Genomic DNA, 24,226 nt, shown 5'->3' with positions numbered 1-24,226 from the left:
TGTCTGCTGTGAGCGACTACACGACACCTGACCTGACGACCGAACTCTTCACCCTCGGGGCCGACGAGGACGCAACACGGGAGGGCCGCTTCGCGAAGTGGCTCGACGCCGAGGGGATCGGTTTCCACGAGAGCATGACCGACCCCGAGGACTTCCCCCGCTTCCTGGAGGCGTACCGAGCCGACCAGCGCGTCCTGTGGGGCGTGTACGACCGCGCGCAACCCGCCGAGGCGCTCGACGCCGGCTACCCGGTCGCCACCTACGCCACCATGGTGCATCCGATCACCGTGGGTGCCGCCCAGCTCGAGGCGCACCAGATCACGGCCGTGACGGTGCGGCCGAGCCACCGACGCAGGGGGATCCTCCGCTCGATGATGACGCGGGACCTGCGCGAGGCGAAGGAGCGGGGCCTGCCGCTGGCGATCCTGACGGCGTCGGAGGCCACCATCTACGGGCGGTTCGGCTTCGGGTGCGCCACCTTCACCCAGAGCGTCGAGGTGGACGCCAGGGAGCGGTTCGAGCTCACCGCGCCCCGGAGCGGGACGACGACGCTCGTGGGCCGCGAGCACGCTACGCGACTCGCCGCCGAGATCTTCGAGTCGTTCCACGGGAAGACCTTCGGGTCCGTGGGCCGGCAGTACGCGTATCCGCGGCGGGCGTCGGGCGAGTGGGGACGCGAGCGACCCGTCGAGGACCGCGCGGTACGGATGGCCGTGCACTACGACGCCGAGGGAACTCCCGCCGGCTACGTCTCCTACCGCTTCGCGGGGTGGGAGACCACGCCGTACACCATGAAGATCGTGGACCTCGTGGCCGCGACGCCGTCGGCGTACCTGGAACTGTGGCGCTATCTCGGAGCACTGGACCTCGTGCAGCGGATCACGTGGGACGAGGCACGGCGCGACGACCCGCTGGACTGGGCGCTGCGGGACCGCCGCTGCTACAGCGTCAAGGGGGCGGAGGACGTCCTGTGGGTCCGACTGCTCGACGTCGCTGCAGCCCTGGGGGCGCGCTCCTACCGGGGCAGCGGCCGGCTCGTGCTGGAGGTCGAGGACTCCCTCGGACTCGCCGACGGCTCGTACGTCCTGACCGTGGTGGACGGCGTGGCCGACGTCGAGCCGGTGGACGCCGCGACGGCACCCGACGCCACCCTCTCGGTCAACGCGCTCGGCTCGCTGTACTTCGGCGGGGTGCAGGCATCGGCACTCGCGGCCGCCGGTGCCCTCACCGCCCACGCGGAGGACGCCGTGGACCTCCTCGACACCCTGTTCGGCCGCGCCGAGGAACCGTACTGCATCACGCACTTCTAGCCGGACGCCACACGCAGGGCCGAGCACCTGCCGCCTGCGGCCCTGCTTTGACCGTGTTGTGGCCCGGAGCTACACTGAGCAGGCGCGTAGTGCGCTCTGCGGATCCCGGCCCATGCCGATCGATCAGGGGGTGCGCTGCCACTGCTAGACCATCAGAGAGCCTCCCGAGGCTCTTCCCACATCGTCCACATCCACAACGGAGCCCCAACTACATGACCATCACCACCACCGAGAAGCAAGGTGCCCCGCAGGTCGCTATCAACGACATCGGCACTGCTGAGGACTTCCTCGCCGCGATCGACGCGACCATCAAGTACTTCAACGACGGAGATCTCGTCGAGGGTACGGTCGTCAAGGTCGACCGCGACGAAGTCCTGCTCGACATCGGTTACAAGACCGAGGGTGTCATTCCTTCCCGCGAGCTGTCCATCAAGCACGACGTCGATCCCGGGGACGTCGTCTCCGTGGGCGACGAGGTGGAAGCCCTCGTCCTGACGAAGGAAGACAAAGAAGGCCGCCTGATCCTGTCCAAGAAGCGCGCTCAGTACGAGCGTGCCTGGGGCGACATCGAGAAGGTCAAGGAAGAGGACGGCGTCGTCACCGGCACCGTCATCGAGGTCGTCAAGGGTGGGCTCATCCTCGACATCGGCCTGCGTGGCTTCCTGCCCGCGTCCCTCGTCGAGATGCGTCGCGTCCGTGACCTGGCTCCGTACATCGGCCAGCAGATCGAAGCCAAGATCATCGAGCTCGACAAGAACCGCAACAACGTGGTCCTGTCGCGTCGCGCATGGCTCGAGCAGACCCAGTCCGAGGTGCGCTCCACGTTCCTCAACAAGCTCGAGAAGGGCCAGGTCCGTCCGGGCGTCGTCTCCTCGATCGTCAACTTCGGCGCGTTCGTGGACCTCGGCGGCGTCGACGGTCTGGTGCACGTCTCCGAGCTGTCCTGGAAGCACATCGACCACCCGTCCGAGGTCGTCGAGGTGGGCCAGGAGGTCACGGTGGAGGTCCTCGAGGTCGATCTCGACCGCGAGCGGGTCTCGCTGTCGCTGAAGGCCACGCAGGAAGATCCCTGGCAGACCTTCGCCCGCACGCACGCCCTGGGCCAGGTCGTCCCGGGCAAGGTCACGAAGCTCGTCCCCTTCGGCGCGTTCGTGCGCGTCGAGGACGGCATCGAGGGTCTCGTGCACATCTCCGAGCTGGCCGTCCGCCACGTGGAACTGGCCGAGCAGGTCGTCTCGGTCGGTGACGAGCTCTTCGTCAAGGTCATCGACATCGATCTCGAGCGCCGCCGCATCTCCCTCAGCCTCAAGCAGGCCAACGAGGGCGTCGACGCGGACAGCACCGAATTCGATCCCGCGCTCTACGGCATGGCCGCGGAGTACGACGACGAGGGCAACTACAAGTACCCCGAGGGCTTCGACCCCGAGTCGAACGAATGGCTCGAGGGTTACGAGACGCAGCGGGCCACCTGGGAAGCGCAGTACGCCGAGGCCCAGTCCCGCTGGGAGGCCCACAAGAAGCAGGTCGTCCAGCACGAGTCCGACGACGCCCGCGCCGCCAGCGAGCCGGCGGAGTCCAGCTCATCGAGTTCCTCGAGCTACTCCTCGGACCCCGTGGTCGCGGACACCGGTTCCGGGACACTCGCCTCCGACGAGGCTCTCGCGGCACTCCGCGAGAAGCTCACCGGAGCGTAGTTCGCCGGGTCCTGCAGCACACCGACAGCAGCCCCCCGTCCATCGGACGGGGGGCTGCTGTCCTCTGCGGTGACAGTGTGTTGCCAGGCGCCGGCGTTGTCCGGTCCGGACCCGGATGGGACCCGTCCGGTCCGCCGGCGACCGGTAGGTGGCCCGCCGGCGGATCGGCGGTGGATCAGCGGCGGGTGGAGCAGGTGATCGTGTACCGGGAGGACCGCTCCACCTGCCGGGTGGGGCCGATGGTCCGCTCGAGGGCCGATCGGTAGCGCAGGTGGCTGTTCCAGACCGTCCACAGTTCTCCCCCCGGGACGAGAACCCGCGCGCACGCCCGGAAGAGGCGATGGGCCGCACCGGTATGCACGGTGCTGCCGAGATGGAACGGCGGATTGAGGACGATCAGCCCGGAAGAGCCGTCCGGCCGTCCGGACAGGGCGTCGTCCCGGCTCACCGTGATCCGGTCCCGGACGCCGTTCGCCTCGGCGGTCGCCAGCGTCGAGGCGACCGCCGAGGCGGACTGATCGGTGGCATGGACGCGCCGCCCCGGGTCGGTCAGGGCGAGATACGCAGCGACCGTCCCGTTGCCGCAGCCCAGGTCGATCACGTCCGGGGCCACCGCACCCGACGGGTCGGAGGGGACCGCCGGGCCGGTCAGGTTGCGCAGGTGGGGCAGGAGCAGCCGCGTCCCCGGGTCGAGCGCGGCACCACCGAAGGTCGCTCCGAAGGCCCGCAGCTCGAGCGGGCGGTCGAGGCCGACGTCGTACCCCGCGCTCCGGGGCAGGGACGGCGCGACGTTTCCCCGGGGGTCGCCGGCGGTCAGCACGCGGGCCTTCTGCCGGGCGAGACCGGCGCCCACCTCGCCGAAGGAGGTGTCGAGCACGGCGTTCATGGACAGGGTCATGTGCTTGACCCGGCCGGCCAGGAACACCCGGACGCCGGGCGCGGCGTGGGCGGCGATGGTCCGGGCGATCTCGTCGAGTTCGTCGAGGGACCGCGGCAGACGCACCAGCACGGTGTCCGCGCCGGTCAGCAGGGAGGCGCCGAGGGGGAACACGCGGTACACCCCGTCGAGGCCCTGCGCGGCGGCGTTGAGGGCCAGCGCGCGTTCGCCGACCACCGAGTCCTGGAACACCCTGATATCGCTCCGGCCGGAGAGCTGGGCCGCTCCGAGGGTCAGGGCACCGAAGGAATCGTTGATCGTGACGATGCCGCCCCTGCCGCCGGGGTCGTCGCCTGCCAGCCGGCGGCGCGCGGTGGCGAGGAGCAGGCGGTCCGCCGCGTCCACCGCGACCAGCTCGGGCGCCTCGACGTCAGGACGGCGGCGCAGGAGGTCGAGACTGAACGGGATCATCCGCTCCATCGTAGGCGACCCGCGCCGTACCGGCCCGGCAGTCCTAGCGGGACGCCGCCTGCACCTCCACCAGGAGGTCCTTCTCCGTGACGAGGGCCAGGGAGAGCGTCCTGTACCCCACCGTGTCGAAGAGCACCGTGACGACGTGGTCCTCGTACCCCATGACCGTCCCGCGGCCCCACTCCGGATGGTCGACCTCCGCCTCGATGTCGAACGGTGCCTCCGGCGGGGCCTGCTCCGGTGCGGCAGCCGTCCCGTCCGGAGTGTCGGCGGAGCGTTCGGCCTCCGCGCAGTTGTCGCAGTTCCCGCACGGGTCGGCGGGTTCGTCGCCGAAGTAGGAGAGCAGGGACTGCCGGCGGCAGCGGCTGGTCTCGGCATAGCGGCGGATCATCTCGATGCGCGACAGATCGATGCTCTCGCGATTCTCCGCCTGCTCCACCGCCCCTGCCACGGCGTCGGACGCGCTCGTCCTGCGAGCGCGGTACCCCTTCACCCCGTCCTTCACGCTGCCCCCCGCCACCAGGAGATTCACCAGACCGGTGAGCTTCCGCCCGGACAGGCCGGACAGTTCCTTGAGCTCCTTCATGCCGACGGGCCGGTCCTGCGCACTGAGGAGGAGGAACAGCTCCCTGAGCCGGCTGCGGCTCGCGGAGGTGGAGGCGAAGAACCGTCGGAGGGAGAGGTCCTCCGGACGATAGTGCAGCACCGCCCGCGCCGGGTGTCCGTCGCGGCCCGCGCGGCCGATCTCCTGGTAGTAGCTGTCCAGGGAGTCCGCGACGTCCGCGTGGACGACGAAACGGACATCGGGCTTGTCCACGCCCATCCCGAACGCGGTTGTGGCGACGACGACGTCGATCCGACCGTCCAGGAAGCCGTCGTGGACGGCTTCGCGCTCCTTCTTCCGCCGTCCCGCGTGGTAGGCGTCGGCCTTCCTCCCGGCGGTCCTGAGCTCGGCGGCCAGGGCGTCGACCGCCTTCTTCGTCGCGACGTACACCAGGCCCGGGCCGTCGAGACCGAGGACCTGCTCGCGGACCGCGCGATCCTTGTCCGCGTCCTCCACGTACTGGATCACCTCGAGGGAGATGTTGGGGCGGTCGAACCCCTCCACGAGCACGAACGGGTCCTCCAGGTGCAGCCCTTCGACGATCTCCTTCTGGACGGGCCGCGACGCCGTCGCGGTGAGGGCCACCACCGGAGCATGCAGGCTCCTCAGGAGATGGCCCAGCTGGAGGTAGTCGGGCCGGAAGTCGTGCCCCCAGGAGGAGACGCAGTGCGCCTCGTCGACGACCACGAGGGACACGTCGAGACCCTGCAGCCGCTCCATCACGTCGTCGCGGGCCAGCTGCTCGGGCGCGAGGAAGAGGAACTTGGCGCGCGTGGTCTCGTCGTCGTCGGCCGCGGCCTCCCAGGCAGCCTCCCTTCCGGTGGCACCGAGGTCGGAATTGAGGACGCGGGCCCGCTCGCTACCGGTGTGTCCGTTGATGGACTCGGCCTGGTCGTGCTGCAGCACGATGAGCGGGGGAGATCACCACGGCGACACCGGGCAGGGTCATGGCCGGTACCTGGTAGATCGCCGACTTGCCGGACCCCGTGGGCATCACACAGAGCACGCTGCTGCCACCCAGCAGTGCCTGCATCGCCTGTTCCTGGCTCCGGCGCAGCTCGCTCCACCCGAACACGGTTGCCGCAGTGCGTCGGCACTCCTCCAGCGTGGTCTCCACGGTCCTCCTCATCGACATCGGTGGTTCCAGCGTAGGGAGATCCTCCGACGGTCCGCCGCCGGATCGGCGCCACGAGGGGTCTTGACAGCGCGTGCTGCCTGCTGGCGGGGGAGGATCGGCCGCGGCAGGGAATGCCGGCCGCGCTAGGGTGAACGCATGCTGCGCATCGGACTCACAGGAGGCATCGCCGCGGGGAAGTCGGTGGTCGCCCGCCGGTTCCGGGATCTCGGGGCCGTCGTCGTGGATGCCGACGTGCTCGCACGAGCGGCGTTGGAACCGGGCTCGGAGGGTCTGCACCAGGTGGTCGCGGCATTCGGCCCGGCGGTGCTCGGGGCCGATGGCAACCTGGACCGGGCGATGCTCGGCAGGCTCGTCTTCGCCGACGACCGGGCACGGGAGCAGCTGAACGGGATCGTCCATCCCCGCGTCCGGTCCGCGGCCGCCCGGCTCATCGCGGCCGCACCCGAGGACGCGATCGTGGTCGAGGACATCCCGCTCCTCGTCGAGACGGGCCAGGCGCCGCGGTTCCACCTCGTCGTCGTCGTCGACGCCCCGGACGAGGAGCGGGTGGCGCGCATGGTGGAACAGCGCTCCATGGAGCGTGCCGATGCGCTGCAGCGCATCGCGGCGCAGGCGTCGCGGGAGGAGAGGCTGCGCGAGGCCGACGCCGTGCTCGTGAACGACGCCGCCCTGGACGACCTCCTCGCGGCGACCCGGGCGCTCTGGCACGGGCGGGTCGTCCCGTTCCGCGACAACCTGGCGGCGTCCCGGCCCGCCGTCCTGCCGCCGTCGACGACGGAGGGTCTCGCCGGGACGAGCGCGCTGGGCCGACGGACCGTCGCGAAGCTGGAGGCCGCCCTCCCGGAGGGGACCGCCCTCCCGCCGGTCCGGGACGAGATGCTCCGTACCGCACCCGACGACGTGACGGCCACCGGCATCCGCCTGCCCCTCCGTGAGGGGGCGGAGTCCGCCCGGGTGTCCCTCGCCCTGACGGCTGCCGGCTTCCCCCGGGCTGCCGGCCGGGACCACCCCGGTGCCGGTCCGGAGGCCGTCCACCGTTCCGCGGATCCGGCACTCGACGTGGCGATCCTCGTCGCCGCGCCGGACGCCGGAGGAGCCTGACCGGGCGCGGGCCGGGGCGCATTCAGCCCGCAGCACACTCCGGGTGGAGTGTCACCGTCAGGCACTATCTTTGAGGCATGAGTCTTGCGCAGGATATCAAGCGTGTCGTGGCACCGTTCGAGGTCATCAGCGAGTACGAGCCCGCGGGCGATCAGCCCACGGCCATCAGGGAACTCTCGGAGCGCATCAACGCGGGGGAGAAGGACGTGGTCCTGCTCGGCGCGACCGGCACCGGCAAGAGCGCCACCACCGCCTGGCTGATCGAGCAGGTGCAGCGCCCCACCCTGGTCATGGTGCAGAACAAGACGCTCGCCGCGCAGCTGGCCAACGAGTTCCGGGAACTGCTGCCGAACAACGCGGTGGAGTACTTCGTGTCCTACTACGACTACTACCAGCCCGAGGCGTACGTCCCGCAGACCGACACCTTCATCGAGAAGGACTCCTCGATCAACGAGGAGGTGGAGCGCCTGAGGCACTCCGCCACCAACGCGCTCCTGACCCGCCGCGACGTGATCGTGGTCGCCACCGTGTCCTGCATCTACGGACTCGGCACGCCCGAGGAGTACATCAACAAGATGGTCACCCTGCGGCGCGGCGACCAGATGAACAGGGACGAGCTGCTCCGGCAGTTCGTGGGCATGCAGTACACGCGCAACGACATCGACTTCCACCGCGGCACCTTCCGCGTGCGCGGGGACACCGTGGAGATCATTCCCATGTACGAGGAGCACGCGCTGCGGATCGAGTTCTTCGGGGACGAGGTGGAGAACATCTACACGCTCGACCCGCTGACCGGCACCGTGATCCGCGAGGAGGAGGAGATGTACGTGTTCCCGGCCTCGCACTACGTGGCCGGTGAGGACCGCATGACGCGTGCCATCAAGGACATCGAGGACGAACTGCAGCAGCGCCTGGCGGAACTCGAGTCGCAGAACAAGCTCGTCGAGGCCCAGCGGCTGCGGATGCGTGTGACCTACGATCTCGAGATGATGCAGCAGATGGGCTTCTGCAACGGCATCGAGAACTACTCCCGGCACATCGACGGCCGCGATCCGGCCTCGGCACCGCACTGCCTCCTGGACTACTTCCCCGACGACTTCCTGCTGGTCGTCGACGAGTCGCACGTGACGATCCCGCAGATCGGTGCGATGTACGAGGGGGACATGTCACGCAAGCGCACCCTCGTGGACCACGGGTTCCGGCTCCCGTCGGCGATGGACAACAGGCCGCTCAAGTGGGACGAGTTCCAGGACCGTATCGGCCAGACCGTCTATCTCTCCGCGACCCCGGGCAAGTTCGAACTCGGCAAGGCCGACGGCTACGTGCAGCAGATCATCCGGCCCACGGGTCTCGTGGACCCCGAGGTGGTGGTGAAGCCGACCAAGGGGCAGATCGACGACCTGCTCGACGAGATCCGCAAGCGCGTGGAGATCAACGAGCGCGTCCTCGTCACGACACTCACCAAGCGCATGGCCGAGGACCTGACGGGGTATCTCCTGGAACACGGGGTGAAGGTCGAGTACCTGCACTCCGACGTCGACACCCTGCGGCGCGTCGAGCTCCTCCGGGAGCTGCGGATGGGCACCTTCGACGTGCTCGTGGGTATCAACCTCCTCCGCGAGGGTCTCGACCTGCCGGAGGTCTCGCTCGTGAGCATCCTCGACGCGGACAAGGAGGGCTTCCTCAGGAGCACGACGTCGCTGATCCAGACCATCGGCCGCGCCGCGCGCAACGTCTCCGGCGAGGTCCACATGTACGCCGACAGGATCACGGACTCGATGGAGCGCGCGATCGACGAGACGAACCGGCGCCGTGCCATCCAGGTGGCGCACAACCTCGAGCACGGCATCGATCCCACACCGCTGCGCAAGCGTATCGCCGACATCACGGACACCATCAACCGGGAGGACGCCGACACGCGGGCGCTGCTCGAGGAGGCTGCCCGGGGGAAGAAGCCGAAGAAGGGCGCGGGTCGCACCGAGGGTCTCGCCTCCGTCCCGGCGGAGGACCTCACGGATCTCATCCAGCAGCTGACCGACCAGATGCACTCGGCCGCCGCCGATCTGCACTTCGAGCTGGCCGGCCGGCTCCGGGACGAGGTGGGCGACCTGAAGAAGGAGCTCCGGCAGATGCAGTCGGCCGGCCACGCCTGAGAGGTGAGGGTCCGGTAGGATCGTGGGGACGTAGGGGAGTATCCCAAGCGCTACGGACGTCAGCACGCGGGGCACGGTCGCTCCGCCGGACGTAGCGGTCAGCCGGCCCGAGGCCGCGGCGGAGAGACTTACGGCAGTCCAGCGCGAACTCCGGAAGGTATCCCATGCCCGAATTGCCCATCGTCTTCGAGGTCGGCACGTTCATCGTGCTCGGCATCATCCTGCTCTTCGACCTGCTGCTGGTCGTCAAGCGGCCCCACGAGCCCTCCATGAAGGAGGCCGGTCTGTGGGTCGGCTTCTACGTGGGCCTCGCCCTGGTGTTCGCGGTCCTCATGTTCGTGTTCACCGGACCGGAGTACGGCGGGCAGTTCGTGGCGGGCTGGATCACCGAGTACAGCCTCAGCATCGACAACCTGTTCGTGTTCATCATCATCATGGCGCGCTTCTCGGTACCTCGGAAGTACCAGCAGGAAGTCCTGATGATCGGCATCATCATCGCGCTCGTCCTGCGCGGCATCTTCATCGCCCTCGGCGCAGCCGTGATCGAGAACTTCAGCTGGATCTTCTACATCTTCGGGATCTTCCTGCTCTACACCGCCTACAAGCAGGCCACGGACGCGGGCGACGACGAGGAGGACGCCGGTGACAACAGGCTCATCGCCAAGCTGAAATCCGTGCTGCCGATGTCCCAGTCCTACGACGGCAACAAGATCCGCACCGTGGTCGACGGCAAGAAGGTCTTCACGCCGATGCTCATCGTCTTCGTGACGATCGGCCTCACCGATCTCCTGTTCGCCGTCGACTCCATCCCGGCGATCTTCGGCCTCACGCAGAGCGCCTTCATCGTCTTCACGGCGAACATCTTCGCCCTCATGGGCCTGCGCCAGCTGTACTTCCTGCTCGGCGGCCTCATGACCCGCCTGGTCTACCTCAAGCACGCGCTGTCGGTGATCCTCGCGTTCATCGGCGTGAAGCTCATCCTCCACGCCATGCACGTCAACGAGCTGCCGTTCATCAACGGGGGAGAACCCATCGAGTGGGCGCCCGAGATCCCGACGTTCGTCTCCCTGGCCGTCATCGTGCTGACGATCGTCGTCGCGGTGGTCGCCAGTCTCATCCGCTCCCGGGCGGTCGAGAACGCCGAGGGACCGGGCGACGGACAGCACAGGGACGCGCACGACCGTGACGCGGACGACTCCGGAGCACCCGCCGTGGATCCGGCACTCGACGAGGCCGCCGAGGAGGCCGGGAGGAAGAACCCGCGCCGGCGGCCCTGATCCTGCGGCCCTGATCCTGCGGGCCCTGATCCTGCGGGCCGGGCCTCAGTGGTCCGGCGTGACCCCGACGACGGCGTCCCGGCTGTCGGTCATGGAGAGCAGCCGCTCGAGGACGGCCTCCCCGTCGTCGGCGATCCCGTCGTGGTGGAACTCATCCGTCTCCCACACCTGCAGGTGCCGCACGGCGCCGGCCGTGGCCAGTGACAGGTCCCGGTCCACGTAGATGTCGTGACGGTAGACGGCGGCCGCGACGGGAACCGTGTTCTCCGCGAGGACCGCGGTGTCGTAGAGCGGTCCCCAGTCGTCCTTCGCGGCGAGCAGCTCGGCCGTGGCGAGCAACGGCCGCAGTGCCGGGTCCTCCTCGAAGTACCAGGGATACACCATCTCGCCCGTCAGGAGCGGTTCCGCGGCGTCCTCGCGGAACTGCGGGTACTCCGCCAGGACGCGTTGCGCGGACCAGGCGGAAGGGGCTCCCTGACAGTAGATGGACTCGTGCAGCAGCGCATAGAGCGGCTGCGACGCCCGGCTGACGAGACCGGCCACCTGTTCCAGGAACGTCGCCGACAGGCGCGGACCGGAGGGGGTGCGGGTGAAGGCGTCCTCCAGCAGGTAGTGGAGGCCGTGGATTCTCGTGTTCCCGCCCAGGTAGGACCCGATCAGCTGGAGCCGCCGCGCCGTGAGCCGCTCGCCGCTCGGCAGGTACTCCTCGACGTCGTCGAGGTGATGCATGATGCGGGTCAGGAGGTCCCTGTCCTCCGGGTACCAGGAGAAGTACTCGCGGTTGCGCTCCTCCACGCGGGCGAAGGTGGCCCGGTACACCTGGTCCGGGTGCCCGGTCAGGGGAGCGAGACCACCGGTGATGAGTGCGCGGTCCATCCCCTCCGGCGCGAAGGACAGATAGGTGAGGGTGCAGAAACCGCCGTAGCTCTGGCCGAACACCGTCCACGGCGGGCTGCCGAGTCGGCGGCGGATCAGTTCGGCGTCCGCGACGATCGAATCGGCCCGGAAGTGGGAGAGATAGGCGGTCTGTGCCTCCGGCGAGGCGAGCGACGCCAAGGTGGCGGCATCGGCGGGTGTGGAGAGTCCGGTGCCGCGCTGGTCGAGCATGAGGATCCGGAACCGACGCGCGGCGGCCTTCATCCACCCGGTCAGCTGTGTGGTGCGCGCGCCCCGACCACCGGGGCCACCCTGTAGGAACAGGAGCCAGGGGAGGTGCGCCACGGCTTCGGTGCTGTGGTCGAGGGAGGAGTACTCGCGCGCGAAGACCTCGATCGTCCCCGAGGAGGGGTCCGCGTGATCGAGCGGGACGTGGAAGACATGGCCCGTGGCCCGCAGCCCGCGCATCACCGCCGTCCTCCCGACGCTGTGAGCGGCTGCGCCCTGCGCGGACGCGTCGGTCGGCAGGTCGGGGCGTCCGTGCAGCGGCTGCACTACGCGGCGGAGCCGGCGAGCGCTGCGACGTCCGCGAGAGCGTCACCCGAGAGGCGGAAGGTGCTCCACTCGGTCTGGTTCGTGGCTCCCAGGCTCTCGTAGAACCGGATGGAGGGCTCGTTCCAGTTCAGCACCGACCACTCGACGCGCGCGTAGCCACGCTCCGCCGCGATGGCCGCCAGGGCGGCGAGGAGCGCCTTCCCGTGGCCCGCGCCCCGAGCCTCCGGGCGCACGTAGAGGTCCTCGAGGTGGATGCCGTTGACCCCCTCCCACGTGGAGTAGTTCAGGAACCAGAGGGCGAAACCCTGGATCCTGCCGTCCGCCTCGACGACATGCGCGTAGATGGTGGGCCGGTCCCCGAACAGGGCGTCGCCGAGCGACTCGGCGGTGGTGCGGACCGCATCGGGTTCCCGCTCGTAGACGGCGAGATCATGGATCAGCTGGAGGATGACCGGGACGTCCGCCGGCCGGGCTGTACGAAGGGTAGACATGTCACCAGCCTAGCGATAGGCGCGCAGGATCCCCGCGGTCCGCTCAGGCCGCCACGGCGGCGCCGACACCGAGTACGCGCACCACGGGGCTTCCGGCGTCGTCCGAAGCCGCCAGGTCGATCTCGGCGTTGATGCCCCAGTCCCCGTTGCCCTCCGGGTCCTTCAGGATCTGGCGGATGGTCCACATGCCCGGCTTCTTCCCGATGATGAGCAGATCGGGGCCACGGGCGTCCGGGCCGTCGTCGATGTCCTCGTAGTCGGCGAAGTAGCCGTCGAGGGCTTCCGCCCACCGCTCCGCCGTCCAGCCGGAGTCGGCATCGAGCGCACCCAGGGCCTCGTCCTGCTCGTCGGCGAAGAGTTTCACCCGCTGGAACATCTCGTTGCGCACCATCACGCGGAAGGCCCGCTCGTTGGAGGTGACCGAGGGCGGCTCCGGGGGGAGGTCGACGGCGTCGGCCGCGGGTCCCTCGAGCACTCCGGCCGCGAGCTGCGTCCACTCGTCGAGGAGGCTGCTGTCCACCTGGCGGACCAGCTCCCCCAGCCACTCCACGATGTCGCTGAGGTCCTCGCGGAGGGCCTCCACGGGCACGGTGTGGCGCAGCGCCTTGTAGCAGTCCGCCAGATACCGCAGCAGGATGCCCTCGGAGCGGGTCAGGGCGTAGAACGCGACGTACTCCCCGAAGCTCATGGCCCGCTCGTACATGTCACGGACCACCGACTTGGGTGCCAGCTCGAAGTCTCCGAGCCACGGTGCCGACGCACGGTACACGTCGAAGGACTGCTGCAGCAGCTCCTCCAGCGGCTTCGGGTAGCCGATCTCCTCGAGGCGTGCCATGCGCGCGTCGTAGTCGATGCCCTCGGCCTTCATCGCCGCGACGGCCTCGCCGCGGGCCTTCTTCTCCTGGGCGTTGAGCACCTGCCGCGGCTTCTCGAGCGTCGCCTCGATCACGGAGACGGCATCGAGGGCGTAGCCGGGTCCGTCGGGGTCGAGCAGCTCCAGCGCGGCGAGCGCGAACGGGGACAGCGGCTGGTTGAGCGCGAAGTTCGCCTGGAGGTGCACCTTGAGTCTCACCTGCCGGCCGTCGGGCTCCGGTTCGGGTAGCCGCTCGACGATCCCGGCGGTGACGAGCTCACGGTAGATGCCGATGGCGCGCCGCATGAGCCGCAACTGTGCAGCACGCGTCTCGTGGTTCTCCGTCAGGAGCCGCTTCGCCGCGACGAAGGGGTCGCCGGGGCGTTCGAGGAGATTCAGGAGCATGGAGTGGCTGACCGAGAACGACGACGTCAGCGGGTCGGGGGTGCTCTCCACGAGACGCTCGAAGGTGGGTCTGCCCCAGGAGACGAACCCCTGCTGCGGCTTCTTCCGGACGACCTGGCGGAGCTTCTTCTGGTCGTCGCCGAACTTGGAGACGGCCTTCGCCATGGCCTTCGCGTTCTCGACGACGTGCTCGGGCGCCTGCACGACGACGGTCCCCGCCGTGTCGAACCCGGCGCGTCCGGCGCGGCCGGAGATCTGGTGGAACTCCCGGGCGTTGAGCAGGCGGGTGCGGACGCCGTCGTACTTGCTCAGTGCCGTGAGCAGGACGGTGCGGATGGGCACGTTGATGCCCACACCGAGGGTGTCGGTGCCGCAGATGACCTTGAGCAGTCCGGCCTGGGCGAGCTGTTCCACGAGCCGCCGGTACTTGGGGAGCATGCCCGCGTGATGGACGCCGATACCGTGGCGGACCAGGCGGTTGAGGGTCCTGCCGAAACCGGAGGAGAACCGGAAGGCCGCGATCAGCTCACCGATGCGGTCCTTCTCCTCGCGCGTGCAGATGTTGACGCTCATCAGATTCTGCGCCCGCTCGATGGCCTCGGCCTGGCTGAAGTGCACCACGTAGACCGGTGCCTGGCGGGTGCCCAGCAGTTCCTCGAGCGACTCCTGCACGGGGGTCTCGACGTAGTAGTAGTGCAGGGGGATGGGGCGCTCGACCGAGGTGACGGTGGCCGTCGGGCGCTTCGTGCGCTCCGTGAGCTCCTTCTCGAAGCGGGTCACGTCGCCGAGGGTGGCGGACATCAGGAGGAACTGGGCCTGCGGCAGTTCCAGGAGGGGCACCTGCCAGGCCCATCCACGCTGGGGGTCGGAGTAGAAGTGGAACTCGTCCATGACCACGGTGTCGAGATCCGCCGCCGCGCCCTCGCGGAGAGCGAGATTCGCGAGGATCTCCGCCGTGCAGCAGATGATCGGGGCGTCCTGATTGACGCCGGAGTCGCCCGTGATCATGCCGACGTTCTCCGCGCCGAAGATCTCGATCAGGGCGAAGAACTTCTCGGAGACGAGAGCCTTGATCGGCGCCGTGTAGTAGGTGGTCCTGCCCTCGGCGAACGATTTCAGGTGCGCCGCGATCGCGACGAGCGACTTGCCCGAGCCGGTGGGCGTCGCCAGGATCACGTTGTTGCCCGAGACCAGCTCCATGGCGGCCTCGTCCTGCGCGGGGTAGAGGCTCAGGCCGCGAGCCGTGGTCCAGGCCGTGAAGGCCTCGTACACCGCGTCCGCGGTGAGTCGGCCGTCGTCGTGCAGGGGAAGGTACTCGTGGATCCTCATGGTCCGTCCAGCCTACCGGGGCCGTGGCGGGGTGACCCGTGCGCCGGGAGGAACCGGTGCCCGCCCCGCCGGACGGGCAGCTACCAGCCGCGCTGCCTCCACTCGGAGAGCGAGCCGCGCTCGGCGCCCAGCGTGGTCCCCGCCCCGTGACCGGGATGCACGAGCGTGTCGTCCGGCAGCTCGTCGAACACGCGGGCGGTGACGTCGTCGAGGAGGGTGGTGAAGTCCTCGGCCGACGTCGTCCGTCCCACACCGCCGGGGAAGAGCGAGTCGCCCGTGAAGAGATGGGCCGGTCCGTGCGGATCCCGGTAGAGCAGCGCCACGGATCCCGGCGTGTGCCCCCGGAGGTGCAGGGCCTCGAGCTCGAAGCCCTCGAAGGACCCGACGTCGCGATGCCCCAGCGGCACGTCGGTGGGGACCTCGATGTCCGCGATGTCGTCGGCCCCTGCGGCCGTGCGTGCCTTCGTCGAGGCGCGGATCTCGGCCAGGGCCCGCACGTGGTCCCAGTGCGAGTGCGTGGTGATGATGAGCGCGAGGCGTGCCTCGGCGTCGGTGTCCTCCTGGGCGTCGGCGAGGAGCGCGAGGATGGCAGGCGCGTCGTCCGCGGCATCGATCAGGACCTGTGCCCCGGAGGACCTGGAGGTGAGGAGATAGACGTTGTTGTCCATCTCGGAGACGGAGATGCTGCGGATCGTGACTTCACTGAGGTCGAACATGGGTCCAGTGTAGGGAGTGCACGGCCACGCGGACGGCCTGACGGTAGGGTTCTGGCACGGGGTCAGTCCGGTTCCCGACGACCCGAGGGAAGGTGGACGGCATGGAGCAGGGCATTCCCCGCTGGCTCACGCTCGACACCACCAGCGCCGTCCCGCCGTTCGAGCAGCTCAAGCAGGCCGTCCTCGCTGCGGCCAACTCCGGCACGGCAGCCGTGGGGACGCGGCTCCCACCCGTCCGCACCCTGGCCACCCACCTCGGGATCGCCGCCAACACCGTCGCCCGCGCATACCGCGAACTCGAGCAGGCCGGTGTCGTCGAGACCCGGGGGAGAGCCGGCACGCTCATCGCGGCAGGGGGCGACGACGCGCGTCGCCGGGTGGCCGAGGCCGCCGAGGCGCTCGCCGCGGTCGTGCACTCGGCCGGACTCCCGGAGGCCGATGCCGTCGCCATCGTCAGGGCGGCATTGCGCCGAGCGTGAACGGCACCGGAGGATGCGCCAGCACGGCGCGGGAACCACGCAAATAGAAGATGTCTTCGAAGCGGGTTTCACCTACAGTTATCGGGTGTCTATAGCAAATTCCCTCGAGCAGCATGCCCACAATCCGGAGCCCGTCCCACAGGACCTGTCCCGGTTGATCGTCAAGGGCGCTCGCGAACACAACCTGCGCAACGTCGACCTCGACCTGCCGCGCGACGCCATGATCGTCTTCACCGGCCTGTCCGGCTCGGGGAAGTCGTCCCTCGCCTTCGACACCATCTTCGCCGAGGGCCAGCGCCGCTACGTCGAATCGCTCTCCGCCTATGCGCGCCAGTTCCTCGGCCAGGTGGACAAGCCCGACGTCGACTTCATCGAGGGACTCTCGCCCGCGGTCTCGATCGACCAGAAGTCCACGAGCAAGAACCCGCGCTCCACCGTGGGCACCATCACGGAGATCTACGACTACATGCGCCTGCTGTGGGCGCGCGTGGGCCGTCCCCACTGCCCGGTCTGCGGGGAGCCCGTGGCGAAGCAGACCCCCCAGCAGATCGTGGACCAGCTGCTCGAGCTCGACGAGGGGACGCGGTTCCAGGTCCTCGCGCCGGTGGTCCGGGCACGCAAGGGCGAGTTCGTCGACCTGTTCTCCGAACTCACGGCGAAGGGTTACTCCCGCGCCCGGGTGGACGGCACGCTGATCCAGCTGAGCGATCCGCCGAAACTGGGCAAGCAGTACAAGCACACCATCGAGGTGATCGTGGACCGCCTGGTGGTCAAGGGCGGGATCCAGCAGCGTCTCACCGACTCCGTCGAGACGGCCCTGAAACTCGCCGACGGACGGGTGCTGGCCGAGTTCGTGGACCTGCCCGAGGACGACGCGAAGCGCCTCCAGGCCTACTCCGAGCACCTGGCGTGCCCCAACGAGCACCCGCTGGCCATCGACGAGGTGGAACCGCGGTCGTTCTCGTTCAACAACCCGTTCGGCGCCTGCCCCGCGTGCACCGGGATCGGGACCAAGCTGGAGGTCGACGAGGAACTCGTGGTCCCCAACCCGGATCTCAGCCTCGCCGAGGGCGCCATCGCGCCCTGGTCGCTCGGCACCGCCACCCTGGAGTACTGGACGCGACTCCTGCAGGGCCTCGCCACCGAACTGAACTTCGACATCGACACACCCTGGCGCAAGCTCCCGGACCGCGCGCGGGAGGCCGCGCTGTACGGCAAGGACCACAAGGTCGTGGTGCAGTACCGCAACCGCTTCGGCCGCGAGCGCAAGTACAGCACCGGGTTCGAGGGTGCTATCCAGTACATCCAGCGCAAGCACCTGGAGACGGAGTCCGAGCATGCACGCGACCGCTACGAGGAGTACATGCGGCAGATCCCGTGCCCCACGTGCGGCGGCGCCCGGCTGAACCCGGCGTCGCTCTCGGTCCTCATCAACGGCCGCTCCATCGCGGAGGTCTCGGCCATGCCGATGCGCGACTGCGCCGAGTTCCTCGACAACCTCGTGCTCACGGGACGCGAGGCGCAGATCGCCACGCAGGTCCTCAAGGAGATCCAGGCGCGCCTGACCTTCCTGCTCGACGTCGGCCTGGAGTACCTGAATCTGGAACGGGCCTCGGGCACGCTCTCCGGCGGGGAGGCCCAGCGCATCCGGCTCGCCACGCAGATCGGGTCCGGGCTCGTCGGCGTGCTCTACGTGCTCGACGAGCCCTCCATCGGCCTGCACCAGCGCGACAACCGGCGGCTCATCGAGACCCTCACACGGCTGCGGAACCTCGGGAACACCCTGATCGTCGTCGAGCACGACGAGGACACCATCGCGGAGGCCGACTGGATCGTGGACATCGGCCCGGGTGCGGGGGAGCACGGCGGCGAGGTGGTGCACTCGGGGCTGCTCGAGGATCTGCTCACCAACGAGAGATCGATGACCGGCGATTACCTGGCCGGCCGGCGGCGCATCGAGACACCCGCGAAGCGCCGCAAGATCGACAGGTCGCGGCAGCTGAAGATCGTCGGTGCCCGGGAGCACAACCTGACGAACGTCGACGCGACCATCCCGCTGGGAGTCCTGACCGCCGTGACCGGCGTCAGCGGGTCCGGCAAGTCCACGCTCGTCAACGACATCCTGTACAAGGTGCTGGCCAACAAGCTCAACGGCGCCAAGCAGGTCGCCGGACGGCACAAGCGGATCGACGGCCTGGAACATCTGGACAAGGTCATCCACGTGGACCAGAGCCCGATCGGCCGGACGCCGCGCTCCAACCCCGCGACCTACACGGGTGTCTTCGACAACATCCGCAAGCTGTTCGCGGAGACCACCGAGGCGAAGGTCCGCGGGTATCTGCCCGGCCGCTTCTCGTTCAACGTCAAGGGCGGGCGCTGCGAGGCGTGCTCCGGCGACGGCACGCTGAAGATCGAGATGAACTTCCTGCCCGACGTCTACGTCCCGTGCGAGGTCTGCCACGGCGCACGGTACAACCGCGAGACGCTGGAGGTGCACTACAAGGGTAAGACCATCGCGGACGTGCTCGACATGCCGATCGAGGAGGGCGCCGAGTTCTTCGCGGCGTTCAGCCCGATCGCCCGGCACCTGAGAACACTCGTGGAGGTGGGTCTCGGGTACGTACGCCTGGGACAGCCGGCCACGACCCTCTCCGGCGGTGAGGCGCAGCGCGTGAAGCTCGCGAGCGAGCTGCAGAAGCGCTCCAACGGCCGCAGCGTCTACGTGCTCGACGAGCCCACCACGGGCCTGCACTTCGAGGACATCCGCAAGCTCCTGCTCGTGCTGCAGGGCCTGGTGGACAAGGGCAACACGGTGATCACGATCGAGCACAATCTCGATGTGATCAAGAGCGCGGACTGGGTGATCGACCTGGGCCCGGACGGCGGCTCCGGCGGTGGCCAGGTCATCGCCACGGGGACGCCCGAGCAGGTCGCCAGGAACGAGCGCAGCTACACGGGCGCCTTCCTGAAGGAACTGTTCGAGAAGGCCGCCCGCTAGGTGGCTCCCACCTACTCGCTGGTCCTGTTCGATCTCGACGGCACCCTCGTGGATCCGGCGGGGGCGATCACGGGCGGGATCGGCGCCGCGCTGCACAGCCACGGCTTCGAGGTCCCCGACGAGGAGACACTCCACGCGATGGTGGGACCCGCACTGGTCCAGTCGCTCACCGCGGTCGCCGGCGTCCCCGCGGACGCCGTCCGGGACGTCGTCGCCACGTACCGTGTTGGGTATCTGTCGACGGGCCTGCAGCAGAGCCGGCCCTACCCCGGGGTCATCGAGAGCGTGCGGGCGCTGGCCGACGACGGCGCCGTGGTCGTCGTGGCGACCCAGAAGCCCGAGTGGCTCGCGGAGGAGCTCCTGGGCGTCCAGGGCATGCGGCACCTCTTCGCGTCCGTGCACGGGTCGCCCCGCGACGAGAGCGCCACCAGCGGCGGGAAGACCCCGATCATCCGGGCTGCACTGGAGGCCCACCGGCACGATGCCGGGCGTGCCGTGATGGTCGGCGACCGTCGGCACGACGTCGAGGGCGCGCGGGCCAACGGCATCCCGTGCATCGGCGTGGACTGGGGTTTCGCCGCTCCCGGCGAACTGGAGGGCGCCGGTGCCCTCGCCGTAGTTCACTCCGCCGGTGAGTTGCAGACCCTCCTTCGCTGAGTACCCTGCTCCTGCGCCCGGCACCGGGTCACGGGTCCCGACGCACTCAGCGGTCAGCGGACAGACCGGCCCCGGGTGGGGGTGTGTCACCGCCCAGCCCTAGGATTGAAGCCGTGGCGAACCCAGTGGCATACCGGCCGAAGACCGGCGAGATCCCCCTCGATCCGGGCGTCTACCGCTTCCGCGACGAGCACGGCCGGGTCATCTACGTGGGCAAGGCCAAGAATCTCCGATCGCGCCTGAACTCCTACTTCGCCAATCCGCAGTCGCTGCTGCCGCGCACCCGGTCCATGGTCTTCACGGCGGCGAGCGTGGAGTGGACCGTCGTCGGCAGCGAACTCGAGGCCCTGCAGCTCGAGTACACCTGGATCAAGGAGTTCGATCCGCGGTTCAACATCATGTTCCGCGACGACAAGTCCTACCCCTACCTCGCCGTGACCATGGGGGAGAAGTACCCGCGCGTGCAGGTGATGCGGGGGGACAAGAAGAAGGACACCCGCTACTTCGGCCCCTTCTACCCGGCGAAGGCCATCCGCGAGACCGTCGACACCATGCTCCGCGTGTTCCCCGTGCGCACCTGCAGCTCCGGGGTGTTCAAGCGGGCCGAGCGGACGGGGCGCCCCTGCCTCCTCGGCTACATCGACAAGTGCTCCGCCCCCTGTGTGGGCCGGATCAGTGCCGAGGACCACAGGGAACTCGCCCACGACTTCTGTGACTTCATGGCGGGCGACTCGAAGAAGTTCATCTCGGGTCTCGAGCAGAAGATGAAGGAGGCCGTCGCCGAGCTCGACTACGAGTCGGCTGCGCGCCTGCGCGACGACATCGCGGCACTGCGCCGCGTGTTCGAGCGCAACACCGTGGTGCTGGGCGAGGACACCGACGCGGACATCTTCGCGCTCCGGGAGGACGAGCTGGAAGCCTCGGCCCAGGTGTTCCACGTGCGAGGCGGCCGGATCCGCGGGCAGCGCGGCTGGATGGTCGAGAAGGTCGAGGACATGGACACGCCGGAGCTCGTGGAGCACCTGCTCCAGCAGGTCTACGGCGAGGGCAGCAGCAGCAACGAGCAGATCCCGCGGGAGGTACTCGTGCCCGTCCTCCCCAGCAACCAGGAGCAGATGCTGGAGTGGCTCCGCGGACTTCGTGGCGCCCGGGTCGACGTGCGCGTGCCCCAGCGTGGCGACAAGGCCACCCTCATGAGCACCGTGGCGCAGAACGCCGCGGATGCCCTGCGCCTGCACAAGAGCCGGCGCGCCGGGGACATCACCACGCGCTCAGCGGCGCTCCAGGAACTGCAGGAGGCACTCGACCTCCCGCAGCCGCTCATGCGCATCGAGTGCTTCGACATCTCCCACGTCCAGGGCACCAATGTCGTGGCGTCCATGGTCGTCGTCGAGGACGGCCTGCCGCGGAAGTCCGAGTACCGGAAGTTCTCCATCACCGGGGAGGCGGCCCGCGACGACACCGCGTCCATGTACGACGTCGTCCACCGCCGCTTCAGGAACTACCTCGCCGGGAGGGCCGTCCCGGCTCCGGCGGGTGAGGCCCTCGACGGACCGATCGACGACGACGCATCGGTGATCGACCACCCCGACGCGGCGGCAGCCGTGCCCGACGACGTTGCCGTCCGGCCGGTGGAGGACGGGGGCGTGCTCGACGGGCAGCCGATCAGTGGGCAGCCGATCAGTGACACGACGACGGCCACCACGCGGAACAGGTTCGCCTACCCCCCGAATCTCGTCGTCGTCGACGGCGGGCCGCCGCAGGTGGCAGCGGCCTCCCGCGCGCTCGAGGACCTGCGCATCGACGACGTGTACGTGATCGGCCTCGCCAAACGGCTCGAGGAGGTCTGGGTGCAGGACAGCGAGTTCCCCGTGATCCTGCCGCGGGCGTCGGAGGGCCTGTTCATGCTCCAGCGCATCCGCGACGAGGCCCACCGCTTCGCCATCACCTTCCACCGCCAGAAGCGGGGGGCCTCGATGACGGCGTCGGCGCTGGACGAGATCGCAGGGCTGGGCCCGGCGAAGCGCAAGGCCCTCCTCAAGCACTTCGGGTCGGTGAAGAAGATCCGTGGTGCCTCGGTGGAGGAGCTCGTGGGCGTGCCGGGGATCGGTCCGGCCCTCGCGACGACCATCCGGACGTCGCTGTCCGCCGGACACGACGACGCCGCGTCGCCGGCGGTCAACATGGCCACGGGCGAGATCATCGAGAGTTAGCTAGGCTGGGCGGGCGGCTGCAGGACGACCGCTCCAGAGACCACACCAGGGCTGCCCGCAGAGCGGGTTCCCCGTCGAGCCGGAACGGATGCACCACGATGACTGAGGCCACGAGCCTGACGCCGGTCAAACCGCCCGAATCAGAACTGCTCGTGGTGACCGGCATGTCCGGTGCCGGCCGCAGCACGGCGGCGAACGCCCTGGAGGACCACGGCTGGTACGTGGTGGAGAACCTGCCACCCCAGATGCTGAGCACCCTCACGGAACTGGTCGCCCGGACGCCGGACTCCATCCCGAAGCTCGCCGTCGTGATGGATGTGCGCGGCAAGGAGCTCTTCAGCGAGATGAAGGCCGCACTGGACGGTCTCCGCGCCGCGGGCATGAACTACCGCGTCCTGTTCCTCGACGCCTCGGACGCCGTCCTCGTGCGCCGGTTCGAGCAGGGCCGCCGCCCGCACCCCCTGCAGGGGGACGGGCGGATCCTCGACGGCATCGCCGCGGAGCGCGAGCTGCTCACGGTGCTCAAGCAGTCGTCGGACATCGTGATCGACACCACCGAGCTGAACGTCCACGCCCTGGCCACGAGTGTCACCGAACTGTTCTCCGACTCCGGCCCGATCGTGCTGCGCATCAACGTGATGAGCTTCGGCTTCAAGTACGGGCTCCCCGTGGACGCGAACTTCGTCGCGGACGTGCGCTTCATCCCCAATCCCCACTGGGTGCCCGCGCTCCGCCCCCACACGGGGCTCGACCCGCAGGTGCGCGACTACGTCCTGGGTGCGCAGGGCGCAGGGGACTTCATCGACCGGTACGTGCACGCGCTCGTCCCCGCGCTCGACGGGTACCGCCGGGAGAACAAGCACTACGCCACGCTCGCCATCGGATGCACCGGCGGGAAGCACCGGTCCGTCGCCGTGACGGAGGACATCGCGCAGCGCCTGGCACAGCTCCCCGGCGTGCAGGTGACCGCGCACCACCGTGATCTCGGTCGCGAGTAGTGGCGCTGTTCTCCGGACCACTGCCGCTGATCCCGCCTGCGGGTCGCGGACACGGGGGGCACGGGACCCAGCCCTCCGTCGTCGCCCTGGGCGGTGGCCACGGACTGTCCTCGTCGCTGTCCGCACTGAGACTGCTGACCCAGGAGCTGACGGCCGTGGTCACCGTCGCCGACGACGGCGGATCCTCCGGCCGCCTGCGGCGGGAACTCGGCGTCCTGCCACCGGGTGATCTCCGGATGGCGCTGGCCGCACTGTGCGACGACACCGACTGGGGCCGGACCTGGCGCGATGTCATGCAGCACCGCTTCACCTCGAAGGACGGCGCCGAGGGGTCGCTCGACGACCACGCCATGGGCAATCTGCTGATCGTCACGCTGTGGGAGCTCCTCGGTGACCCGGTGGCCGGCCTCCAGTGGGCCGGGGCGCTCCTGGGTGCCCGGGGCACTGTCCTGCCGATGGCCAGCGTCCCGCTCACCATCGAGGGGGACATCCTCAGCGAGAACCAGGGCTCCCTGCGTGTCAGCACGGTCACCGGCCAGGCGAAGCTCGCCGTGGCCGCCGACGTGGGCAACGTGGGTGACGTCCGGTTGCTGCCGGCCGGCGCCCCCGCCTGCCAGGACGCGCTGGAGGCCGTCGAGCTCGCCGACTGGGTGATCCTCGGACCCGGCTCCTGGTACACGTCGGTCCTGCCGCACCTGCTGCTCCCGGAACTGCGCGACGCCCTGTGCCGCACCTCGGCACGGCGCTGCCTCACCATGAACCTGAGCAACGACACCAAGGAGACCCAGGGCATGAGCGCGGTGGACCACCTCACGGTGATCTCCCGCTACGCGCCCGACTTCACGGTCGACGTCGTCCTCGTCGATCCGTCCGTGGTGGGCGACCGTGCGGACTTCGAGCGTGCAGCCGCCCGGCTGGGCGGCCGGGCCGTTTTCGGTACAGTAGGGGTTTCGACCGGTAAGCCCGTCCACGACCCACTGCGGCTGGCGACGTCCTACAACGACATGTTCGGTGAGAACTAGGAGTTTTGC

At 69.2% G+C, this 24,226-nt stretch carries 18 protein-coding genes; 11 read left to right on the top strand and 7 right to left on the bottom strand.

Annotation, left to right across the window (positions count from 1 at the left end; translation table 11 throughout):
- The first annotated feature begins 8 nt into the window (after window positions 1-8).
- Window positions 9-1,310, top strand: a complete 1,302-nt coding sequence (locus tag Q0747_RS06040; RefSeq protein ID WP_298252610.1) for a GNAT family N-acetyltransferase — start codon at window positions 9-11, stop codon at window positions 1,308-1,310.
- A gap of 212 nt (window positions 1,311-1,522) precedes the next feature.
- On the top strand, window positions 1,523-3,004 hold the full coding sequence (gene rpsA / locus Q0747_RS06035; RefSeq protein ID WP_148601179.1) for a 30S ribosomal protein S1: 1,482 nt from the start codon (window positions 1,523-1,525) through the stop codon (window positions 3,002-3,004).
- Between the two features lie 175 nt (window positions 3,005-3,179).
- Here the strand turns inward: rpsA and Q0747_RS06030 are convergent, their stop codons facing one another.
- Genes Q0747_RS06030 through Q0747_RS06020 form a run of 3 tightly spaced genes read right to left on the bottom strand, consistent with a single transcriptional unit; the run spans window position 3,180 to window position 5,950 of the window.
- Entirely contained in the window at window positions 3,180-4,352 is a 1,173-nt protein-coding gene (locus Q0747_RS06030) for a methyltransferase (RefSeq protein ID WP_298252606.1), read from the bottom strand.
- A 43-nt stretch (window positions 4,353-4,395) separates the two neighbouring features.
- A complete protein-coding gene (locus Q0747_RS06025; RefSeq protein ID WP_298252604.1) occupies window positions 4,396-5,862 on the bottom strand; it encodes a RecQ family ATP-dependent DNA helicase in 1,467 nt (488 codons plus the stop codon).
- Window positions 5,816-5,950 (bottom strand): hypothetical protein, encoded by a 135-nt coding sequence (locus Q0747_RS06020; RefSeq protein ID WP_367277684.1) that lies wholly within the window; start codon window positions 5,948-5,950, stop codon window positions 5,816-5,818. The genes Q0747_RS06025 and Q0747_RS06020 overlap by 47 nt, the downstream gene beginning before the upstream one ends.
- A gap of 279 nt (window positions 5,951-6,229) precedes the next feature.
- Here Q0747_RS06020 and coaE point away from each other — a divergent pair, with 279 nt between their 5' ends.
- The 3 genes from coaE (at window position 6,230) to Q0747_RS06005 (ending at window position 10,625) form a co-directional block, all read left to right on the top strand.
- Window positions 6,230-7,195 carry a dephospho-CoA kinase gene (coaE, locus tag Q0747_RS06015; RefSeq protein ID WP_298252602.1) on the top strand — a complete coding sequence of 322 codons (966 nt, stop codon included), beginning with the start codon at window positions 6,230-6,232 and terminating at the stop codon, window positions 7,193-7,195.
- 77 nt (window positions 7,196-7,272) lie between these two features.
- On the top strand, window positions 7,273-9,348 hold the full coding sequence (gene uvrB, locus Q0747_RS06010; protein WP_298252600.1) for an excinuclease ABC subunit UvrB: 2,076 nt from the start codon (window positions 7,273-7,275) through the stop codon (window positions 9,346-9,348).
- Window positions 9,349-9,512: 164 nt separating this feature from the next.
- Window positions 9,513-10,625 (top strand): TerC family protein, encoded by a 1,113-nt coding sequence (locus tag Q0747_RS06005; protein ID WP_298252598.1) that lies wholly within the window; start codon window positions 9,513-9,515, stop codon window positions 10,623-10,625.
- A gap of 45 nt (window positions 10,626-10,670) precedes the next feature.
- Here Q0747_RS06005 and Q0747_RS06000 read toward each other — a convergent pair whose 3' ends face one another.
- The 4 genes from Q0747_RS06000 to Q0747_RS05985 form a co-directional block, all read right to left on the bottom strand.
- On the bottom strand, window positions 10,671-11,969 hold the full coding sequence (locus tag Q0747_RS06000; RefSeq protein ID WP_298252596.1) for an alpha/beta fold hydrolase: 1,299 nt from the start codon (window positions 11,967-11,969) through the stop codon (window positions 10,671-10,673).
- Window positions 11,970-12,055: 86 nt separating this feature from the next.
- Window positions 12,056-12,547, bottom strand: a complete 492-nt coding sequence (locus Q0747_RS05995; RefSeq protein WP_298252594.1) for a GNAT family N-acetyltransferase — start codon at window positions 12,545-12,547, stop codon at window positions 12,056-12,058.
- Window positions 12,548-12,590: 43 nt separating this feature from the next.
- On the bottom strand, window positions 12,591-15,134 hold the full coding sequence (locus Q0747_RS05990) for an RNA helicase (protein WP_298252592.1): 2,544 nt from the start codon (window positions 15,132-15,134) through the stop codon (window positions 12,591-12,593).
- Window positions 15,135-15,214: 80 nt separating this feature from the next.
- Window positions 15,215-15,850 carry an MBL fold metallo-hydrolase gene (locus Q0747_RS05985; protein ID WP_298252590.1) on the bottom strand — a complete coding sequence of 212 codons (636 nt, stop codon included), beginning with the start codon at window positions 15,848-15,850 and terminating at the stop codon, window positions 15,215-15,217.
- 101 nt (window positions 15,851-15,951) lie between these two features.
- Here Q0747_RS05985 and Q0747_RS05980 point away from each other — a divergent pair, with 101 nt between their 5' ends.
- The 6 genes from Q0747_RS05980 (at window position 15,952) to yvcK (ending at window position 24,217) form a co-directional block, all read left to right on the top strand.
- On the top strand, window positions 15,952-16,329 hold the full coding sequence (locus Q0747_RS05980; RefSeq protein ID WP_298252588.1) for a GntR family transcriptional regulator: 378 nt from the start codon (window positions 15,952-15,954) through the stop codon (window positions 16,327-16,329).
- An 85-nt stretch (window positions 16,330-16,414) separates the two neighbouring features.
- The gene (gene uvrA / locus Q0747_RS05975) at window positions 16,415-19,327 is read left to right on the top strand and encodes an excinuclease ABC subunit UvrA (RefSeq protein ID WP_298252586.1); all 2,913 of its coding nucleotides are present in this window, start codon (window positions 16,415-16,417) and stop codon (window positions 19,325-19,327) included.
- A complete protein-coding gene (locus tag Q0747_RS05970) occupies window positions 19,328-19,984 on the top strand; it encodes an HAD hydrolase-like protein (RefSeq protein ID WP_298252584.1) in 657 nt (218 codons plus the stop codon).
- Between the two features lie 113 nt (window positions 19,985-20,097).
- Window positions 20,098-22,197 (top strand): excinuclease ABC subunit UvrC, encoded by a 2,100-nt coding sequence (gene uvrC / locus Q0747_RS05965; RefSeq protein ID WP_298252582.1) that lies wholly within the window; start codon window positions 20,098-20,100, stop codon window positions 22,195-22,197.
- Between the two features lie 98 nt (window positions 22,198-22,295).
- Window positions 22,296-23,195: an RNase adapter RapZ gene (gene rapZ, locus Q0747_RS05960; RefSeq protein ID WP_298252580.1), complete on the top strand. Its 900-nt coding sequence runs from the start codon at window positions 22,296-22,298 to the stop codon at window positions 23,193-23,195.
- The gene (gene yvcK, locus Q0747_RS05955) at window positions 23,195-24,217 is read left to right on the top strand and encodes a gluconeogenesis factor YvcK family protein (protein ID WP_298252578.1); all 1,023 of its coding nucleotides are present in this window, start codon (window positions 23,195-23,197) and stop codon (window positions 24,215-24,217) included. The genes rapZ and yvcK overlap by 1 nt, the downstream gene beginning before the upstream one ends.
- Window positions 24,218-24,226: the final 9 nt, after the last annotated feature.

Source organism: uncultured Arthrobacter sp. (assembly GCF_947493765.1).
Taxonomy (GTDB): domain Bacteria; phylum Actinomycetota; class Actinomycetes; order Actinomycetales; family Micrococcaceae; genus Arthrobacter_D.
Note: the sequence above shows the minus strand (reverse complement) of the source record. Positions and strands in the feature narration are given on the sequence as shown.

What these genes read in the sequence shown, in the direction of transcription:
- Q0747_RS05995 (WP_298252594.1), bottom strand. Translation starts at nt 12,547, where the DNA reads ATGTCTACCCTTCGTACAGCCCGGCCGGCGGACGTCCCGGTCATCCTC.
- coaE (WP_298252602.1), top strand. Translation starts at nt 6,230, where the DNA reads ATGCTGCGCATCGGACTCACAGGAGGCATCGCCGCGGGGAAGTCGGTG.
- Q0747_RS06000 (WP_298252596.1), bottom strand. Translation starts at nt 11,969, where the DNA reads ATGCGCGGGCTGCGGGCCACGGGCCATGTCTTCCACGTCCCGCTCGAT.
- Q0747_RS05985 (WP_298252590.1), bottom strand. Translation starts at nt 15,850, where the DNA reads ATGTTCGACCTCAGTGAAGTCACGATCCGCAGCATCTCCGTCTCCGAG.
- uvrB (WP_298252600.1), top strand. Translation starts at nt 7,273, where the DNA reads ATGAGTCTTGCGCAGGATATCAAGCGTGTCGTGGCACCGTTCGAGGTC.
- rapZ (WP_298252580.1), top strand. Translation starts at nt 22,296, where the DNA reads ATGACTGAGGCCACGAGCCTGACGCCGGTCAAACCGCCCGAATCAGAA.
- Q0747_RS06020 (WP_367277684.1), bottom strand. Translation starts at nt 5,950, where the DNA reads ATGCCCACGGGGTCCGGCAAGTCGGCGATCTACCAGGTACCGGCCATG.
- Q0747_RS06030 (WP_298252606.1), bottom strand. Translation starts at nt 4,352, where the DNA reads ATGATCCCGTTCAGTCTCGACCTCCTGCGCCGCCGTCCTGACGTCGAG.
- Q0747_RS06005 (WP_298252598.1), top strand. Translation starts at nt 9,513, where the DNA reads ATGCCCGAATTGCCCATCGTCTTCGAGGTCGGCACGTTCATCGTGCTC.
- Q0747_RS05990 (WP_298252592.1), bottom strand. Translation starts at nt 15,134, where the DNA reads ATGAGGATCCACGAGTACCTTCCCCTGCACGACGACGGCCGACTCACC.
- rpsA (WP_148601179.1), top strand. Translation starts at nt 1,523, where the DNA reads ATGACCATCACCACCACCGAGAAGCAAGGTGCCCCGCAGGTCGCTATC.
- Q0747_RS05980 (WP_298252588.1), top strand. Translation starts at nt 15,952, where the DNA reads ATGGAGCAGGGCATTCCCCGCTGGCTCACGCTCGACACCACCAGCGCC.